Source organism: Streptomyces sp. MnatMP-M17, from assembly GCF_900091995.1.
In the GTDB taxonomy this organism is placed as follows: Bacteria; Actinomycetota; Actinomycetes; order Streptomycetales; family Streptomycetaceae; genus Streptomyces.
In genome coordinates, this window is the sequence record NZ_FMDK01000063.1 from 1 (window position 1) to 17,536 (window position 17,536).

General features: G+C 67.9%; 17 protein-coding genes and 5 pseudogenes. 16 read left to right on the forward strand and 6 right to left on the reverse strand.

Translation table 11 applies throughout. The annotated features are described in order from the left end of the window. Nucleotides 1-570: pseudogene (locus GA0115259_RS03395) on the forward strand (hypothetical protein); the annotation flags it as partial. A 242-nt stretch (nt 571-812) separates the two neighbouring features. Here the strand turns inward: GA0115259_RS03395 and GA0115259_RS03400 are convergent. Beyond that, entirely contained in the window at nt 813-1,013 is a 201-nt protein-coding gene (locus GA0115259_RS03400; RefSeq protein ID WP_256097891.1) for an LLM class flavin-dependent oxidoreductase, read from the reverse strand. Between the two features lie 113 nt (nt 1,014-1,126). On the opposite strand from GA0115259_RS03400, the pseudogene GA0115259_RS41450 reads away from it, so the two are divergent. After that, nucleotides 1,127-1,450, forward strand: a pseudogene (locus tag GA0115259_RS41450) (IS1380 family transposase); the annotation flags it as partial. A 62-nt stretch (nt 1,451-1,512) separates the two neighbouring features. On the opposite strand, the pseudogene GA0115259_RS03410 reads toward GA0115259_RS41450, so the two are convergent. Both GA0115259_RS03410 and GA0115259_RS03415 read right to left on the reverse strand, forming a co-directional pair. Next, nucleotides 1,513-1,662: pseudogene (locus GA0115259_RS03410) on the reverse strand (SDR family NAD(P)-dependent oxidoreductase); the annotation flags it as partial. Nucleotides 1,663-2,219: 557 nt separating this feature from the next. After that, nucleotides 2,220-3,062: a MerR family transcriptional regulator gene (locus GA0115259_RS03415; protein ID WP_093590637.1), complete on the reverse strand. Its 843-nt coding sequence runs from the start codon at nt 3,060-3,062 to the stop codon at nt 2,220-2,222. Between the two features lie 10 nt (nt 3,063-3,072). Here GA0115259_RS03415 and GA0115259_RS03420 point away from each other — a divergent pair, with 10 nt between their 5' ends. After that, on the forward strand, nt 3,073-3,549 hold the full coding sequence (locus GA0115259_RS03420; RefSeq protein WP_256097892.1) for a nuclear transport factor 2 family protein: 477 nt from the start codon (nt 3,073-3,075) through the stop codon (nt 3,547-3,549). A gap of 367 nt (nt 3,550-3,916) precedes the next feature. Here the strand turns inward: GA0115259_RS03420 and GA0115259_RS03425 are convergent, their stop codons facing one another. Beyond that, nucleotides 3,917-4,525, reverse strand: coding sequence for a TetR/AcrR family transcriptional regulator (locus tag GA0115259_RS03425; RefSeq protein ID WP_237539732.1), 609 nt, complete (start codon nt 4,523-4,525; stop codon nt 3,917-3,919). Nucleotides 4,526-4,604: 79 nt separating this feature from the next. On the opposite strand from GA0115259_RS03425, the gene GA0115259_RS03430 reads away from it, so the two are divergent. The 3 genes from GA0115259_RS03430 to GA0115259_RS03440 all read left to right on the forward strand — a co-directional run bounded on the left by GA0115259_RS03430 (nt 4,605) and on the right by GA0115259_RS03440 (nt 7,990). Further along, nucleotides 4,605-5,324 carry a type 1 glutamine amidotransferase domain-containing protein gene (locus GA0115259_RS03430; protein ID WP_345940988.1) on the forward strand — a complete coding sequence of 240 codons (720 nt, stop codon included), beginning with the start codon at nt 4,605-4,607 and terminating at the stop codon, nt 5,322-5,324. Nucleotides 5,325-5,416: 92 nt separating this feature from the next. Further along, nucleotides 5,417-6,448 (forward strand): zinc-binding dehydrogenase, encoded by a 1,032-nt coding sequence (locus tag GA0115259_RS03435; RefSeq protein WP_237539733.1) that lies wholly within the window; start codon nt 5,417-5,419, stop codon nt 6,446-6,448. A gap of 39 nt (nt 6,449-6,487) precedes the next feature. After that, nucleotides 6,488-7,990: an NAD-dependent succinate-semialdehyde dehydrogenase gene (locus GA0115259_RS03440; RefSeq protein ID WP_093590613.1), complete on the forward strand. Its 1,503-nt coding sequence runs from the start codon at nt 6,488-6,490 to the stop codon at nt 7,988-7,990. A 204-nt stretch (nt 7,991-8,194) separates the two neighbouring features. Here the strand turns inward: GA0115259_RS03440 and GA0115259_RS03445 are convergent. Then, a pseudogene (locus GA0115259_RS03445) lies at nt 8,195-8,344 on the reverse strand (ATP-binding protein); the annotation flags it as partial. A gap of 139 nt (nt 8,345-8,483) precedes the next feature. On the opposite strand from GA0115259_RS03445, the gene GA0115259_RS03450 reads away from it, so the two are divergent. The 4 genes and pseudogenes from GA0115259_RS03450 to GA0115259_RS03465 all read left to right on the forward strand — a co-directional run bounded on the left by GA0115259_RS03450 (nt 8,484) and on the right by GA0115259_RS03465 (nt 11,419). Further along, nucleotides 8,484-8,819, forward strand: a complete 336-nt coding sequence (locus GA0115259_RS03450; protein WP_218104197.1) for a hypothetical protein — start codon at nt 8,484-8,486, stop codon at nt 8,817-8,819. Between the two features lie 152 nt (nt 8,820-8,971). Next, nucleotides 8,972-9,652 carry a TetR/AcrR family transcriptional regulator gene (locus tag GA0115259_RS03455; protein ID WP_176732416.1) on the forward strand — a complete coding sequence of 227 codons (681 nt, stop codon included), beginning with the start codon at nt 8,972-8,974 and terminating at the stop codon, nt 9,650-9,652. Between the two features lie 143 nt (nt 9,653-9,795). Beyond that, nucleotides 9,796-10,139, forward strand: a pseudogene (locus tag GA0115259_RS03460) (transposase). A 452-nt stretch (nt 10,140-10,591) separates the two neighbouring features. Next, complete coding sequence (locus GA0115259_RS03465) at nt 10,592-11,419, forward strand: oxidoreductase (RefSeq protein WP_345940990.1); 828 nt, start codon at nt 10,592-10,594, stop codon at nt 11,417-11,419. Nucleotides 11,420-11,619: 200 nt separating this feature from the next. Here GA0115259_RS03465 and GA0115259_RS03470 read toward each other — a convergent pair whose 3' ends face one another. Then, nucleotides 11,620-12,390 carry a transposase gene (locus tag GA0115259_RS03470; protein WP_093590619.1) on the reverse strand — a complete coding sequence of 257 codons (771 nt, stop codon included), beginning with the start codon at nt 12,388-12,390 and terminating at the stop codon, nt 11,620-11,622. Between the two features lie 67 nt (nt 12,391-12,457). On the opposite strand from GA0115259_RS03470, the gene GA0115259_RS03475 reads away from it, so the two are divergent. The 6 genes from GA0115259_RS03475 to GA0115259_RS03500 form a co-directional block, all read left to right on the forward strand. Beyond that, a complete protein-coding gene (locus GA0115259_RS03475; RefSeq protein ID WP_093590622.1) occupies nt 12,458-13,600 on the forward strand; it encodes a hypothetical protein in 1,143 nt (380 codons plus the stop codon). A 31-nt stretch (nt 13,601-13,631) separates the two neighbouring features. Beyond that, nucleotides 13,632-14,078 (forward strand): hypothetical protein, encoded by a 447-nt coding sequence (locus tag GA0115259_RS03480; protein ID WP_093590625.1) that lies wholly within the window; start codon nt 13,632-13,634, stop codon nt 14,076-14,078. A gap of 42 nt (nt 14,079-14,120) precedes the next feature. Then, nucleotides 14,121-14,876 (forward strand): hypothetical protein, encoded by a 756-nt coding sequence (locus GA0115259_RS03485; protein WP_093590628.1) that lies wholly within the window; start codon nt 14,121-14,123, stop codon nt 14,874-14,876. A gap of 98 nt (nt 14,877-14,974) precedes the next feature. Next, complete coding sequence (locus GA0115259_RS03490) at nt 14,975-15,841, forward strand: hypothetical protein (protein ID WP_237539734.1); 867 nt, start codon at nt 14,975-14,977, stop codon at nt 15,839-15,841. A 159-nt stretch (nt 15,842-16,000) separates the two neighbouring features. After that, a complete protein-coding gene (locus GA0115259_RS03495; RefSeq protein WP_093590631.1) occupies nt 16,001-16,222 on the forward strand; it encodes a hypothetical protein in 222 nt (73 codons plus the stop codon). A 194-nt stretch (nt 16,223-16,416) separates the two neighbouring features. Next, the coding region (locus GA0115259_RS03500; RefSeq protein WP_161230272.1) for an AAA family ATPase at nt 16,417-17,536 on the forward strand (1,120 nt) is incomplete at its 3' end.

Below are 17,536 nucleotides of genomic sequence, written 5' to 3' on the forward strand. Positions count from 1 at the left end.
CGGGCTCGGCAGAAGGCCGAGCCCGCCCGGGTCACGCGCCGCCAAGGCGAGACGCTCGGTCTGCGCTGGCCGTACGTAGATCTGGAAGCGGAGCTGTTCCACCCCAAGTGGCAGTTGCAGCGTCTGACCTGGCGGCACGGATGCGACGACCCCCACTCCTGCGGAGCACGGCTCCACCGCTTCGAGCCCTGCCCGCCGGACTGCACCACGCACAAGACCTACAAACGCGGCTGCCCCAAGCCATGCGTCAAGAAGTGCACGAAGCACGCGAGCACGTGCCCCGAGCGCAAGGAGGGCGGCCTCGTCTTCACCCGCCCCAAGACCAAGAAGAGCCAGAACCCCGTACCTATCCCGCCCGTCTTCGTCCCTCTCCTGCGTGATCACAAGGAGGAGCAGGACGCCATGCGCGCCGCGGCCGGTGAACTGTGGCAGGAGCACGACATCGTGTTCTGCCGGCCGGACGGATGCCCGCTCGACGAGTTGACCTGTGCCACCTCGCGATGCACCGTCCAAGGGCGTCTATCCACCGGCTGTCCACCCGATCGGCCACACGCCACCCCTTCGCCATGAAGGGAGCCTACGTCGCGAGGGATTACGACTCGGGCCTCCATTCAGAGTGAAGCCTTTGCCGGCTACCGACAACGCGCCCAGCGGGGCCATACGGCCAGTCATCACTTCGGAGTACCAAAATCGTCAGGGCCTTGACCGTACGCCCACGCCGAGACCCCGGCCGTCAGCCGACCGTCGCTCTCCTCATCCTCAACTCCTATGAGTGCAGTTGAGGTTCTGCAGGTAACAGCGATGGACATGTCTCAACTGAACGGATAGCTGACACCAAGGGTGAACCGGCCACCGGAGACCCCGTCGATGCTCGCCGCTTCCTTTGCCAGCAGGGCCGCAGGCCAGACGGCACCGAGCAGAACGGTGCTGAGGAGACCGATGCGACTCGTGGCACCCGCGGCGGCGGCCAACGCCACCGTGTCCATCACACCGAGGTAAGCGATCCGGTCCACGCTGCCCAACGTGGAGAACCTAGCCTCGCCGTTTCGGTTGGGATGAGGCCGGAAGTGGGGCGGAAGTACGAAAGTGCCTTCTGAGCTGGGACGATGAACCTTGTCGAGGGGTTCTGTCGGTCCAAACGGAAGGCACTTTCTGCGTGCAGGGTATCGGTTCTCGTCCCAAGCTCCATGTGTCCGCTGACGGTTCGGGGGTGGTCGGGCATGCCGGGGCACGTTTGCTGGCGGATCTCGCCGAGGCCACCGGTCTGACCACCGCGTACTCCACTACGCTCAGGCCGTTGCGACCGCGCGGCACCGGACACGATCCGGGCCGGACCGCCACCGATCTCGCGGTGATGCTCGCTGACGGAGGTGAGGCGATAGCGGATCTGGCCGTACTGCGGGACCAGGGCGAGGTATTCGGACCGGTCGCCTCCACGCCCACCGCCTGGTCGGCGATGATCCTCTCGACGGCCGACACGCAGGATGCCTCGTTGGTGACATCCAGCTCAAGCGGGATCAGCCGCTCGGCGCTCAGCGCGGCGAGCCGGTCCAAGCGTCGACCAGCCGCATACACAGTGAAACCACGATCCCTGAGGGCGAGCGCTGCCGCCTCGCCAATCCCTGATGTCGCGCCCGTTACAAGCGCCACCGGTCCCGACATGCTACGAACCCTCCTCCTCGAACTTAACGCTCATCGCGATGCGTTGGATGGTCGTAACACTTACCGCATCGCCGCGTGCGTTAATGACGGCCGGACGACTCCCGAGCGGGTCCAGCATCGGCGTGCCCTTCGCGGGAGCGGCAACCCTCTGAGGAGCAATGTGGGCGCGCTGCCGTTCGCCGCGTTGCAGCAGTGGGGAGTTCTGCGCGAGCCCGCACCCCGAGGGCCCATCGTTGGAGCGCCGCTCGACCGCGAGGGCGTCTTTGCGCGCGTCGCATTGCTCGACGACACTGGCGCCCCGGTTCCTACGTCCGATCTGCCGTTAGCGCAAGATACGGGGCCGGGTGACGGGCATCTGGCAGGTGGCGAACGTCGGTGACCTTGTGATCGCGACATCGCCCACGGCTTCCCCATCAAGAACCTGTCCGGTATGACCGGGTGCGGCTGCTGCCTCGGAGTCCGAGCTCGGCCCGGCTGCCCAGCAGCTGGCGACCGAGCGCTCCGGCCCGCTGGTCAACACCCACCCCGCCTGGCCCGGCTCGACAGGCTCGTCCGGGTTAGTCAGCGCTAAGGGTTCCCGTGTGGAAGATGGGCCAGCCGATCTCGGTGCGCCACTGGCTCTCGTCGGCCGACTCATGGCGGCCGATCAGGTAGCACTCCCGGATCGGGCCGTCAACCGCCAGCGCGTGCTGAGCCACGTAGGCGGCCAGCTCGCCGTAGGCTCGGTCGATGCCCTGGTGTGATCCGGCGTGAGTGATCGTGGCCAGCTCGATCGCGGGCACCGTTGACGGTTCGATCCGCCCCATCGGCCGGGGCATGCCCCGGCAGGGGACGAACACGGTGGCCCGGCCGTGTTCCTCGGCGAACAGCTCGTCGGCGAAGATTCCCCCGGCCGGTCCGGTCGGCGTCAGCCCTTGGGCATCGAGGGTGGCGTAGAGCTCGCCGAGGGCGCCTTGATGCCAGGCCTGCGCGTCAGCGAGCTCGATCACCGCCGAGATCGCCGCCGCCTGCGTTGCCTCCACCGTCCGCTGCCCGATCGTGGCCGGCGGCGCCGGTTCGAGCAGATCGCGCAGCGACGAAACAGCCAGCTGGGTATGCGTCAGCTCCCGCTGCAGCTCGGCCAGGTGAGCGGCGATCAGGCTGTTGCGGGCCTGCGGGTCGGGCGCTGCCAGCACCGCCCGGATGCGGTCGAGCGGCATGTCGAGATCACGGAAGCGCCGGATGACCTGGGCGACCGGGATCTGTTCCGGGGTGTAGCGACGGTAGCCGGTGAACGGATCGACCGCGGCCGGCTCGAGCAACCCGATCCGGTGGTAGTGGCGCAGCATCTTGGCGCTGATGTGCGTCGCCCGCGCGAACCGCCCAATCGCGAACGTACTGCTGCCAGCGCTGATGTCCATGACACCCAGTGTGAACCTTCCCACTGTGGGAAAGTCGCGCCGCTGCTCGGCGGTTGCGTCCACCCCGGGGGCAACCACGACGCTGAGGGCAACGAATCGAACCATCACCCAGGAGCGCATCACCATGCAACCCACCATGGTCAGCGGCGTGCCCGCCGACTACCTGCACGCGATCAACGCCGGCGACCTCGACGCCGCCGTGGCCTGCTTCGCCGACGACGGCTACGTCAACGACGCCCGCCGGGAGTTCCTCGGCACTGCCGCCGTGCGGCGCTGGATCGCCAAAGAGATGGTCGGCGACCACGTCCGGATCGACGTCCGAGAGGTCCTCGAGCACCATGGCGACCTCATCATCCGCGGCGCCTACGACGGGACGTTCGACAAGACGAACCTCCCGGCCGAACTCATCCTCACCAGCTACGTCAGCGTCCGGGACGAGAAGATCGTCAGCCTGGTGATCATCTTCACCCAGCCGGCCGACTACTGAAGGACAGCCGCGGACGCGAGAGCGTCAGCAGCACGTCGGCCCGGGTAACGGCTGCTGACGCGACCCTCCTGCTGGGCCTAGGCGATCTGGCTGACCTTGCGCTTGGTCACTACGATTGCGGCCTCACCCGGCGGTTGGTCACCTCGCTCCAGGTGCTGCCAGGCCACAAGCCGCAGGATGTCCGGATGGCGCTCGTAGCTTCGGCCAGCCTCACGGCTTAGACGCGCAGGCCACAACCCGCGAGGACCCAAGGTCCAGATTCACCCGCTTGCCGTACGCCATCCACGAGCACAGCAGCTAGGCCAAAAAGAGCAAAACCCGACAATGTCGCGCCACGGGGCTGCGGTGTCGCTGGTTCTGTGGCGGGCTACTCGCCGGCGAGGGCGGAGCGGACGGCGGCGATGAACTCGTCGCTGATCGGGTCGCCCTCAGTGGCTCGGGACAATGCGAGCGCGCCCATGAGCATCGAAAGCCGGGCAAGTGAACGCGCCCGGTGTTCGGGTGTCCCGTCGCCGTCGAGCGCCTCGACGCCATCGGCGAAGGCGCGCACACCGGCGACGAATGATGCGCGAGCTTGGCTGTCGGCGTCGATGCGGGCGATGTCGCCGCTGAGGGAAGCCAGCGGGCAGCCGTTGGCGACGTCGGAGCGGTGCGGGTCGGACAGATAGAAGTCGATGAATGCCTGCTCGGGATCTTCGGCAGTGCGGGCGAACTCTTGCAGCCCTTGGACCTGCTCCGCGAAGGCGTGCGCGCAGGCGACCGCGGCCAGCTCCTCCTTGGAGGAGAAGTGGCGATAGAAGCCGCCGTGGGTCATGCCAATGGCCGCCATCAGCTCCGGAACGCTCACGTTGTCGACCCCGCGCTCGCGGAACAGTTGCGATGCGGCCGCGATCAGCTGCTCGCGGTGCTCCTGAGCCTGCGCCTTCGTGGCCCGTCCCATGTCGACCCCTCCCCACAAATAGATGACGAAGCTCATCTTACCTCTTGCGTGGGTCGCACTACATAGATTAGGGTCATCATCTATCGGGGTAGTGAGCCCCCTCCTACAGGAAGGCATGACAATGACCAAGGTTCTGCTCGTCGTCTCCGGCTCGGACCACTGGACCCTCAAGGACGGTTCCAAGCACCCCACGGGATTCTGGGCGGCGGAGTTCATCCACCCGCACCAGGTGTTCAGTGCGGCCGGTTACGACATCACAATCGCCACCCCGGGTGGCGTCGTCCCGACGGTGGACGAGGTCAGCCTGCGTCCCGACCTGAACGCTGGGCAGGACGACGTCGACGCGCAGCGTCAGTACCTGGCCGACCTCGGCGAGACGCTGACCAAGCTGGCGCGGCTGGAGGATGTCGACCCGGCTGACTACGACGCCGTGTATGTCTCCGGCGGGCACGGCCCGATGGAGGACCTGGCCGACAACGCCGTGATCGGGAAGATTTTCGCGGCGCTGTACCCGGACAAGAACAAGGTCGTCGCGGCTGACTGCCACGGTGTCGGTGCCCTGCTGCCGGCCCGCAACGCCGACGGGACCTGGCCGTTTTCCGGCGTCAAGATGACCGGCTTCACCAACGAGGAGGAGACGCTGTTCGGGTTCGGCGACAAGGCCCCGTGGCTGCTGGAGTCCCGGCTGCGGGAGAACGGTGCCGACTTCAACGGTGGGGCGGCCTTCACGCCCACGGTCGTGATCGACGGCAACGTGATCACCGGCCAGAACCCGGCCTCGGCTCAGCCGTCGGCGCAGGCAGTCGTCGAGTACCTCGCTGCCCACACGGCCTGATTCGCGGAAGCGACCACCGCGTCAGCCACAGGTACGCCCGTGGCGACGCTGTGGTCCGCGAACTCCTCGCCGTCGAAGCTTTGAAAGGACACATGATGACCGCCCCGGCGCAAAAGACCTACCGAGCGATCCACGTCGCTCCCTCCGGTGACCTCGAACTCACCGAACGCCCGCTGCTCGATCCATCCGCCGGGCACGTGCGGCTGCGGGTCGAGGCGTGCGGGATCTGCAACACCGATGCCCGTCCGGTCCACCCCCACCCCGAAGCCGAACAGGGCATCGTGCCCGGCCACGAGGTGGTCGGCGTCATCGACGCGATCGGGCCCGAGGTCTCCGGCAGCTGGCGGGTCGGCCAGCGGGTAGGTGTCGGGTTCCTGGCCGGCCACTGCGGGTACTGCGCCGCCTGTGGGCACGGCGACTTCGTGCACTGCCAGAACCAGGTGCAGACGGGCATCGGTGTCGACGGCGGCTACGCCGAGTACATGACAGCGCGGCACAACGCGCTCGTCGCCATCCCTGAGGAGTTCACCTCGGTCGAGGCGGCCCCGCTGTTGTGCGCCGGCCTCACCACCTACAACGGGATCCTGCGGGCCAACCTCCGTCCCGGCTCGACTGTGGTCATCCAGGGCATCGGCGGTCTCGGGCACCTCGGCATCCAGTACGCCCACAAGATGGGCATGAACACCATCGCCATCGCCCGCGGCACGGCCAAGGAGCAGGTCGCCCGCGAGCTCGGCGCGGACCACTACGTCGACGCCGCCGACCCCGACGCCGCCGTCGCCGCGCTCCAAGCCCTCGGCGGCGTCGACCTCATCGTCGCCACCGCCGCCTCCGGCGCCGCCTCCTCGGCCCTGATCGCGGCGCTGGCCACCAATGGCAAGCTCGTGATCGTCGGCGCCTCGGCCGACCCCATCACCGTGTCGACCGGCGATCTCATCGGACGCGGCATCCAGGTGCTCGGTTCCCTCACCGGGCGCCCCGTCGAGAACGAGGAGAACCTCGCCTTCTCACTGCGCGAGGGCGTGCGCCCGCTCATCGAGCAAGCACCGCTGAGCGAAGCACCGGCCGCGTTCGCCCGCATGCAGTCCGGCCAGGCCCGGTTTCGCATGGTGCTTGTGCCCTGACCTCAACCCATCTACGACATCTCACGACCGGAGCAGGCAATGACCACTACCAATGTGAGCCGGTCCGACCAGGAGCAGGCGCTACTCGCCTCTATCCGGACCGGACTGTTCATCGACGGGCACTGGCGCCCGGCCAGCGACGACGGCTTGCTGCCCGTCACCGACCCCGCCACCGGCGAGATGCTGCTCGAAATCGCCAGCGCCACCCCGCGCGACGGGGCCGATGCGCTCGCTGCGGCCGCAGCGGCCCAACGGAGCTGGGCTCGCGTGCCCGCCCGCGATCGCGGCGAGATTCTCCGCCGGGCCTACGAGGCCGTTGTCGCGCGAACCGAAGACTTCGCGCTCATCATGACGCTGGAGATGGGTAAAACCCTGGCCGAGTCCCGCGCCGAGGTTGCCTACGCCGCTGAATTCCTGCGCTGGTTCTCCCAGGAAGCGACCCGCATCGACGGCCGATACAGCATCGCCCCCGACGGCAACAGCCGCCTGCTGGTCACCAAGAAGCCGGTCGGACCAGCCCTGCTGATCACGCCGTGGAACTTCCCGCTGGCCATGGCCACCCGCAAGATCGGCCCTGCGCTGGCGGCCGGCTGCACCGTGATCCTCAAGCCGGCCGCCCTGACCCCGCTGACCGCGCTGCTGTTCACCCAGGTGCTCGTCGAGGCAGGCGTACCCGACGGCGTGGTCAACACGATCCCGACCCGCCGCGCCGGCGCAGTGACCGGCCCGCTCATCGCCGACCCGCGACTGCGCAAGCTGTCGTTCACAGGATCGACCGAGGTCGGGCAGCGGCTGCTGAAGGACGCCGCCGACCAGGTGCTGCGGATCTCGATGGAACTCGGCGGCAACGCCCCGCTCATCGTGTTCGACGACGCCGACCTGGACACCGCGGTCAACGGAGCGATGCTGGCCAAGTTCCGCAACAACGGCGAAGCCTGCACAGCAGCCAACCGCATCCTGGTGCAGGAGGGCATCGCGCCGGCGTTCATCGAACGCTTCGTGGCCCGCGTCCAGGAACTCACCCTTGCCCGCGGCACCGATCCCGCCGCGACAGTCGGCCCGGTCGTCGACCAGGACACCCTCGACAAGATGGCCGACCTCGTAGCCGACGCAGTCAAGCAAGGCGCCACGCTGGCCACCGGCGGTCACGCGCTCGACCAACCCGGCTACTTCCACGAACCGACCGTGCTGACCAACGTGCCCCCGACGGCTCGGGTGATGCGGGAGGAGATCTTCGGTCCGGTCGCGCCCATCGTGACGTTCTCGACCGAGCAGGAGGCGCTTGAACTGGCCAACAGCACCGAGTTCGGGCTGGTCGGCTACGCGTTCACCTCAGACCTCAACCGGGGCCTGCGCGTCGCCGAGGACCTCGAGGTCGGCATGCTCGGCCTCAACTCCGGCCTGGTCTCCAACCCGGCCGCACCGTTCGGCGGCGTCAAGCACTCCGGCCTCGGCCGCGAGGGCGGGCGTGAGGGAATCGAGGAGTACCTCGAGATCACGTACGTCGGGATTGCCGACCCCCGCCGATCCGCCAACCTCTGAGGCGCAGCGGGGATGCCCCCGCTGCAGTGTGGCTCGCCTCGCGACTACGACACTGCCACAAAGCGGCTGATCGCGCGGCAGATGAACCAGGCCCCCAAGCGGAACATCCAGGCCGCGGTCGAGCTCGCGACGGTCTCCATGCACGACCCCTGTCGGCGTACGATCTTGTCTCCCCAGTTATGTACGTCTGAACGTCCCCAGTTGTCAGGCCATTTCGGTCTCCCGCTCGATGGCCTTGAGGCGGTTCTTCAGCCGGTAGCTGGGACCGTTGATGGGGACGACGTCGCACTGGTGGAGAAGCCGGTCGAGGATCGCGGTGGCGAGGACTTCGTCACCGAAGACCTGCCCCCACTCATCTGGGGCTGGCACTTGTTCGCCATCAACAGTTTCTGCTGCCACCTGACCGTATCTGCTTTCTGGGGTCCCCGTTGAATCTCGTGGCGGCACCCGCTTTTCCAAGGTGTCGCCTTGATGGTTCAGGCGCGAGGAAGGTGTGCCGGTGGGTGAGGCGAGATGGCAGGTCATCGCGGGCGGTGCCGTTCCGCAGGGGCCGTTGATGATGGATCCTTGGCAGTTCCAGGCCGTGTGTGTCGATGCGTTCGTCGCCTCGTGGCGGGCTCGCGGGCTCAGCCCGGTGACGATCGACAACGACATCGGCCTGTTGGAGCGGACCCTCACGGCTCTGGGGCGGCCGGCCTGGGAGGTGACGCCCGAGGATGTGGACCGGGTGGTCGGTGACCTTGCGATGAAGGGCCGAAAGACCTCAACGCGACGCGAGTACGTGCAGATCTTCAGGGGCTTCCACCGGTTCTTGCAGGCCCGCAAGTAGGCCGAGATCAAGGCGGCCTTCGGCGCCGAAGGCCGTGGCAGGGACGGCTTGCATGTTCGCTCCTCTTGTGGCGACCTGGTCCCGCAGAAATAACGCACCTGATGCAGCATTAAGCGTGTGGCCACTCGTACCGCACGTCAAGTTTCCTTAGAATGGGGGGCGTGCTGAACCAGAGAGCGAGATCGAGTGACGCGAAGGCCCAACGCGCGGAGGACCTGCTGGCGGCGGCCGAAGCGCTTGCCCTCGAGCTCGGCGGGGTGCGGTATGTGATGCTCGCCCCGGTGACCGAGCGCGCGGGCCTTCACCGCACGGGGATGCGCCGCTACTACGAGAACAAGGAGGAGCTGCTCCTGGCCCTGGCCGAGCGCGGATGGCGGCAGTGGCGCGAGGCGATCGATCAAGCGGTCGACGGCCGTAGCGGGCTCGGACCGCGGGAGATCGCCGCCGTGCTCACGGAGACGCTGGTGTCCCTGCCGGTGTTCTGCGACTGCCTGACCCACGTCTCGCTGAACCTCGAAGGAGATGTGTCGATGGAGCGGGCGCGCCGGTACAAGACGAACTCCTACATCGAGCACGATGTGATCGTCAGGGCACTGACCTCGGCCGGCACGATGACGGCGACGCAGATCACGGCATTGGTCCCCGCAGCCGCCGCGCTTGCGGCGAGCTTCTGGCAGATAGCCCACCCGACCCCGTCGCTCGCCCAGCTCTACGAGCAGGAACCTCAGTGGGGTCACGTCGCCTATGAGTTCGAGCCGAAGCTTCGGCTCCTCGTCGCGGCAACGGCGCGGGGCCTGACTGAGGATTCGACTCTCCAGGAGGACGTTTCCTGACCGCACGCGCCGCTCCGCTGGGAGCGTGACCGCACGAAGGGGCGAAGCGCGATACGGCGGACGCCTATTGGACTGCCAGTTCGGTACTGGGGATAGGTGGGCACCGCGCCCCGGGCCTACTCAGCGACGAAGCCGGATTCTCGATGACGCCGCCGCACGCCCGCACCTGGTCCCGCCGCGACCACACACCCATCGTCCGCGTCCGGGGCCATCTGACGGCCGGGGCCATCTGACGGCCGGCCTGCGCCGCTACATCGCCGACCGCGACTGGCTCACCGTCTTCCAGCTCCCGCCCTACGCACCCGACCTCAACCCGGTCGGAGGCATCTGGTCCGTCCTGCGACGCAACACCACAGCCAACCGCGCCTTCGCCGACCCCGAAGACCTGATCACCGCCGTCCGGCGCGACTTACGCCAGCTCCAGCACCGACACGACGTCCTCGCCGGCTGCCTCACCGGCACCGGCCTCCGACGCCAGCCACCATGACGACATCACACATTCAAGGTCAGTAGCGCGCAGCACACGGTTTCGCAGGACAGCTCGTAACGCACGTCAAGATGCACTAACCGGCCAGGGCGTGCTAGGGTCAATTTAACGGATCACGCGGTGCGTTAATGCGAGAACGGCGCTACCGTGCAGGGGTGTGCCATCGGGGCGGTGACGTACTCACTGTGGGCTTGTCGCGATCCCAGGAGACCGTCTCTGGAAAGGGGGGTTGCACTCTCCCGATAGCGGAAGCGCTACGGCACACCACTCTCAGCTGACGTCTGGGCTGAGCCGATCGAATTACAGATGCACCCGAGGGTGGCAGCAGAAGCCGGTTCGCGCCACCTCATCCATCCGGACTGCCTCACACGTCCTCATGGCATGACGGCAGGAACACCGATGACGATCACATATTTCACCCGCCCCTTTTACTGGAGGTACCAGGAATGAACATGAAGGTAGCCCTGATCACTGGTGCTTCTGCCGGAATCGGTGCCGAGGTAGCGCGGAAGCTCAAGGCAGAGGGATACACCGTCTACGGTGTTGCCAGGCGGACGGACCGGCTCGCCGAGCTCTCTGGTAACGGCATTCGCACGTTCGAGATGGATGTGACAAACGATGAGTCGATGACCTCGGCCATCAAGCGCATCATCGACGAAGTTGGTCGCATCGATGTGCTGGTCAACAATGCAGGCTACGGCTCGCTCGGCTCCGTGGAGGAGACCCCGGTCGATGACGGTCGGCGCCTGTTCGAGGTCAACGTCTTCGGCGCCATGCGCCTTACGCAACTGGTGATCGCGCACATGCGTGATCAGCGCTCCGGCAGGATCGTGAACATTAGCTCGGTCGGCGGGAAGATTTACAGCCCGTTGACGGCCTACTACAACGGCAGCAAGCACGCACTCGAGGTGATGAGCGACTGCCTCCGGTTCGAACTTGCGCAGTTCGGCATCGATGTCGTCGTCGTCGAACCCGGTGGCACCCAGACGGAGTGGGCAGATATCGCCGTCGCCCACGTCGACAAGAACTCGGGCCGAGGCCCGTATGCGCGGCAAGCCCGCGCCGTGGCTGATGGGCTGGTCTCCGAGAAGCAGAGAAGGCGTCACACCTCTGCGGCCGTCGTGGCGGACACCATCGTGAAAGCGGCAACCGTCAGCAAGCCGAAGACTCGCTACGCCGTCGGGTACGGCTCAAAGGCAGCCATCGCGATCCGCCGGCTGCTTCCGGATCGCGCCTTCGACTCTATGATCTCGCAAATGTCCGGCGTGCCTCGTACCTGAGCGCCCCAGCAGGTCGGCGCGAACAGCGAACAAAGTCCGCCGTTCGCGCGGCAGGGGCCCCCGCCATCGCTCGATGCGGCACGGGTGTCGCCGGCACTCCTGGATTCCCCACCGAGATGACATCAGTGCGCCATGGCACCTAACTAAGCGTTGTCCCGTAATTGATCTACGGCATGCTCGCTGACCTGCTCGGCTCTCGATTACCCGGCGAGGGTGAGGTTGTGCAAGCGGGCGATGCCGAGCATGGCGTGGTGGACGCCGTCGCCTTTGAGGCGGCAGTCGCGCAGGATCTTCCAGTTCTTCATGCGGGCGAAGGCATGCTCGACGCGGGCACGGACCTTGCGGTGGGAGGTGTTGTGCTCTTCTTTCCAGGCTGGGAGCTGGCTTTGGCCGCGTTCGTGGCGGTGCGGGATGACCAAGCCGGTGCCGCGGTAGCCGCCGTCCGCGATCACCGTGGTGCGGCCGACGGCTGCCTTGGCGCCGGACAGTTCCCACGCCTTGCAGTCGTTGCGGTTGCCGGGCAGCGGCCGGCCGACGGCGACGACCAGGCTGGTGTCGGCGTCGATGACGACCTGGTGGTTGGTGGAGTACCGGTAGTTCTTCGACTGCTCGGCGACGGCATGGTCGCGCGTGGGCACCAGGGTTCCGTCCACGATCAGCACCGTGTCCTTGCGGAACCGCTTGCGCTGCCGCAGTGCCAGCGCCGGGGCCAGGTGGTCGACGATGCGGTCGGCAGCCGACTTCGACACCCCGAACAGCGGGGCGATCTGGCGCAAGGTGAGGTTCGTGCGCCAGTAGGCGGCAACCAGCAGCACCCGGTCCTCCAGCGGCAGGCTCCATGGCCGGCCCTTACGCACCGGATCCACGCCCTCGCGCCGCAGCGCAGTGATCAACCTGCCGAACTGACGCGGGCTCAGCCCGGCGAACGGGGCTATCCAGGACGGCTCCGACGCCGTGATCACACCAGTCACGACAAGATCATCTCACCCGCGACCAGCAGTTACGGGACAGCCCTTAGGTGCGTCCGAGCGACCCACGATGACCGGATATGACTCTCTGTCCTTCACTCGGCAGACGACGGAACGGATCATCGCCGACCTCAACAAGGACGCTTCAGGACTGACCGGCTCCTGGAACGGCGACTCGCTTACCTTCACCGCGACCAAGGACTACGACGGCGAAGGCTTCACGTACACCGTCACGCCGGATGCGCAAGGTCACTACACCATCGAAGCCCTGTGGCCATGGGATACGTGGAGCGGAAACCTCGACCCGGCTGAGCAGAGCCACGCGTACGCACGCGGCGCCCTGACACCTCTGGAGCCGGTTGACCCCACGTGTTCAGACGCCACCCGCGCGGCGTGGCAGAGCGGACAAGCTGAGGCAGCACGTCTGCTCCAGACCGCACCTACCGCGCAACGTCAGCCAGATCCTCGTCAGTTGTGTGCTGAGCCGCCGCTTCCGTTCCCTCTTGAGAGGCCCATGTCTGCCCTTCCCGATGTCGTCATCGCACGGCAGCCGAGCGGAAACGTCACTGCCGAAGGCGGCAACGAACTGGCCGCCACCCTCATCAAACAGGCGGGGTTCGTCGTCCAGACCGCGCCCCGCTTCGCCCCCTGGTACCGGCTGCCGTGGGACCTGGACGAAGCGCGCGAGAACCAGATGGCCGGCCACGCCGCCCGGATGCTCACCGCGGTCGGGTACCAGGTCGACCTCGACCCAAGCCTCGATGTCTCACCTGTCACCACGCCCGCCGATCCGTTCGGCGCCCGCGTGCACGGCCAGCGCATCGTGGTCCTGACCGAGCAGCTCAAGGCAGCGGACACGTACGACACGGCGGCATCCCTGACTGAGCAGGTCCTGGATCCGATCGGCGGCGTGCTGGCGAGGTTGAGCGAGTTCTTCGACGCCGCCGCCGAACAGGCCAACGCCGCCGATGACGAGGACGGCTTGGACCTGGGCGGCCGTTTCGCCGACGCCGCCAGGCGGCTCACCGAGATCAGTGAGGACCTCCACGTCGCCGACGACCGGCTGCGCGCCCTCGGTCCACCCGCCGTACCGAACTGGCAGACCCAGCTCACCGCCTACCGCGAAACCGCCCCGCCACAACACGCAGACGCCCCGTCCGCCGTGCTCGCCCCGTCCCTGCCCGCGCCGTCGGCGCCCCGGCGCTCCCGCTGACCGCCAACTTCCGTTCCTGAAAGGCCGCTTCATGTCCTTCCTCCACGAGGAGTACGGCACCGACGCCGAGATCTACCGCAAGCAGTTCAGCACCGAAGTCATCGCCGACAGCAGCAACGCACACGCACACCGGATCCTCAAGGAGTGCGGTTTCACCGAGAAGTCGGTCCCGCCGCTCTACCTCTGGCATGAACTCCCCACGGGCCTGGGCGAGGAAGAGGAGAAGGCCCGGTCCACTCGAGCCGTGTGCCTTCTTCGCGCTGCGGGACTCGACGCGAACATCGATGAAGCTCTCCTGTCTCCCGCCGCCCACGCGGCCGTTCTCACCGAAATCCACCAGGTGAACGCACTGTCCAGCAGGGCCGCCGCGTCGTCGTCACCCGCCTCCGAAGCACACCCCCGCACAGGCACGGACGCTGCGGCATCTCCCACACCATCCGGCACGCCCGCTCCTGCCACCCGGGGCCACCGCCGCTAGAACACCGGCCCCATCCAGCCGAAGAATCGGAGAGACCACCTCATGCGTCCAGACCCGACCACGATCACCTTCCACCGTGACAACGGCCTCGTCACCGCCCGGATCAACGGCTCCTCCTACGAAGAGGACTTCGCCGCCAGCGTGCTGCACCGCGCGGGCTTCGTCCCCGTCGCCCGGCTGTCCGACCGCTTCCACCGGCTGCCCACCGCCATGACGGACCCCGACGAGCAGCGGCGCACCGTCACACGGGCTGTCGACATGCTGCACGACAAGGGCTTCGAGTTCTCCTCGGACGCCGAACTGATCGATCCCGGCCAGCCGTACACCGCCGGACCTCAGATGAGCCCCGGCGACCAAGTGGACCATCTGACCCGGGCGATCTCCGCCGCCAGCCACACGCGTGAAGCCGCTGCCGGGCTCAGTGAGCTGACCGCTCCCGGCAACGGCGTCCTGCAGCAGGTCATCCGTGCTCTCCACGCCACTGCCGACTGGTGGGAGGGCCTGGGCGAACCGGCCGATCCCCACTACGCGAACCGTCTGCGACACATCACCCGTGAACTCGACTCCTACGCCCTGGAAATCCGGTCAATGCGCGATGACCTGGCCGACCGGCACACCGAACACCCCACGCGGGGCCGGCCAGCCGCCGACCCGGATCCGGCCACGACAACCCGGGTATCCGGAGCCCGCTCCGTCTCACCGCGCAGCCAAGGCATCGCCACCAGCACGGTCACGGCCGGCCATGCCACGCAACCGGGCCCGCCACTCACGCGCCCCTCGTCCGCGCCCGGTCGCTGACTACCGCCTCTGAGGAGACCCTCCGATGATCTCTGCCCGCAGATCCGGGGCCGCGCCCGACTGTCCCCTCGTTCCCGCCCGTTCCGGATGGATCCGCCATGCCCGCCACCGAGTACCACCCCCTTCCCGACATCGCGATCGGGCACCACCCCCGGTACGGCATCACCGCCGCAAACCCCAAACACTTGCCTGCCTGCCGGTGGATGCTGGAACGCCTCGACTTCAGCCCCGTCCCCGGCCAGCCAACCCTGTATGTCCTCAACGACCAGGCCCGCTGGGGGCAGGACCGCGCCACACGGGCCGTCGCCTACCTGCGCAGGGCCGGATACCGCGTCGACGCGGACACCGCGTTCGAACCCCTGACGGACCACCGCCCCGCTCCCCAGCACGATCGGCCTGCGCGTGTCGAGCCCGACGTCGCCTTCGCCGAACATCCCCAGCTCGGCATCATCGCTGCCACCGCCGACGACGACGATCTCGGGGGCCAGTTCCTCGAAGAACACGGATGGCGCCACAACCCCCGTCTCGACATCTACACCCTGCCCGCCACTACCGACCGCCGCGAGGCGCTCGGCAAGGTCGCCCGAGCCACCCTGGCCATGCACCGAGTCGGCCTTCAGGTAGCGGTGCATCCCCACCTCGCCCGGGAGACAGCCGCACGCTGGCCGTCCGTGCCCACGACGGCAGCGCACAACGAGCGCGGCCAGGACTTCGTCGGCACCACGTCCCGCGTCAGCACTGCCGCGCGCGCTGCCAGCCCTACTCGCGCCGGCCTGCCCGCCAAGCCGCCGCTCCCCGGCCCCCGGCGTCCCTGCCCCGATGGCGCGCCCGGTGGATCCGCGCATCGCGTTCACCCGCAACCGCTGACCTTCAACTCCCGTAAGGGGACGTTCCCCTGGCCGTTGTTGGTACACCCGGCTATCAGAACGTGCGGAAAGGCGAGTCAGGTAGCTGCGGGGCGGTGAGGAGGCCCGCCCTGGAGCATGTCGGCAGTCATTGCCCATCGTTCGTGGTCCAGCCACGCACCGTTGATGTGCTGGAAGCTCCGGGCCCGCCTCGGCTTCGCCCAACACCCCACCACCGATAGGAGATCCGCCTTGTCCGAAGCACCAGCAGAGCCGTTCATGACGATCCGGCACACCATCACCGGCGAGATCACCACCACCGGCTACAACGCCGCCGCCCGGCGGATCCTGCTCCAGGCCGGCTTCGAAGAGACACCAGGCTGCGCCTGCCGAGCGACGGAACCCGGTACGGAGCGGACGCACGGGCCTGCTCGGCAGCCAGCGAGCTGCTCGTCGCCGGTCATCCCGTGCACCTGGACCGAGCCCTCGGTCGGCCGGTGAGCGCCGACGGTATGCCCCGGTTGGCCCGGTCGCCGATGTCGGCACAGTCCGTGATCCGCTCCGGGAGCGGCCGGCCTCTCCAGCACATCGCCAGCCCCGCCCGCACCCGCACCTGTTGAAGGGAGCCCGTTTTGACCACATCCGGAACGCCTACCAGTCCAGCGCGCGCCAAGGGCGGCGAACTACGGGCCAAGGTGGCCCGACTGCTGGCCGACCGGCCGGCGGACACGCTCACCATCGGGGACATGGCCAGGCAGCTGGGCCACTCCCACGGCGCCGTCCGCAACGCCGCCCTCACGCTGGTGCGACGCGGCGAGGCCGGCCAAAGCGGGACCGGACAGCCGGAGTTCCGCGCGAACGCGAAAACCGTCGCAGCCGCGCGGACCGCTGTGATCAGCCCACCGGGCACCCACTCTCCCCGCGCCCGGGCGGCCACGGCCCGCACGACCCTTCCCGCGGCAGCCACGCCCAGGCAGACCGGCCCGATCCGCCGCGCGGGGGGCCAGCTCTACCACCCCCGGGAGCTGGCCGATCTGCCCGACGTCGAGGCGTTGAATCGCTTGCGCGACGCCGACGTGCCGGTACTGCTCTACGGCCCTCCGGGCACCGGCAAGACGAGTCTGGTCGAGGCGGCGTTCCCGGACCTGCTCACCGTCGCCGGTGACGGCGACACCACGGTCGGCGACTTGATCGGCGAGTACACACAGGACGACGCGGGAGCCTACGTCTTCCAGTACGGTCCGCTGGTCACCGCGATGACCGAGGGCCGAGCCCTGCTGATCGACGATGCCACCTTGATCTCACCGAAGGTCCTGGCGGCGCTGTATCCCGCGATGGACGGGCGCAGGCAGATCCAGGTCAAGGCCCACAAGGGCGAGACCATCAAGGCCGAGCCGGGCTTCTACGTGGTGGCGGGCCACAATCCCGGCGTCCACGGCGCGGTTCTGACGGAGGCGCTCGCGAGCCGGTTCAGCGTGCAGATCCAGATCGGCACGGACTATGACCTCGCCCTGGCGCTGAGGATCGATGCACGGGTGGTCCGGATCGCCCGACACCTCGCCCACCAGGTCGAACTCGGCGAGCTGGGCTGGGCCCCCCAACTGCGGGAGCTGCTCAGCTACCAGAAGACCGAGGCCGTCCTCGGCACCAAAGCCGCGCTCGCGAACCTGGTCGGCATCGCTCCTGTGGAGGATCGCGACGCCGTCGCCGCCGCCGTCATCAAGGCTGTCGGCGTCAAGGAGATCGCTCCCCTCACCCTCGGCAAGCAGCTCCCCGCCTCGGCCGCCCGGCAGCCCCCGGGCCACGCCGGCTCCG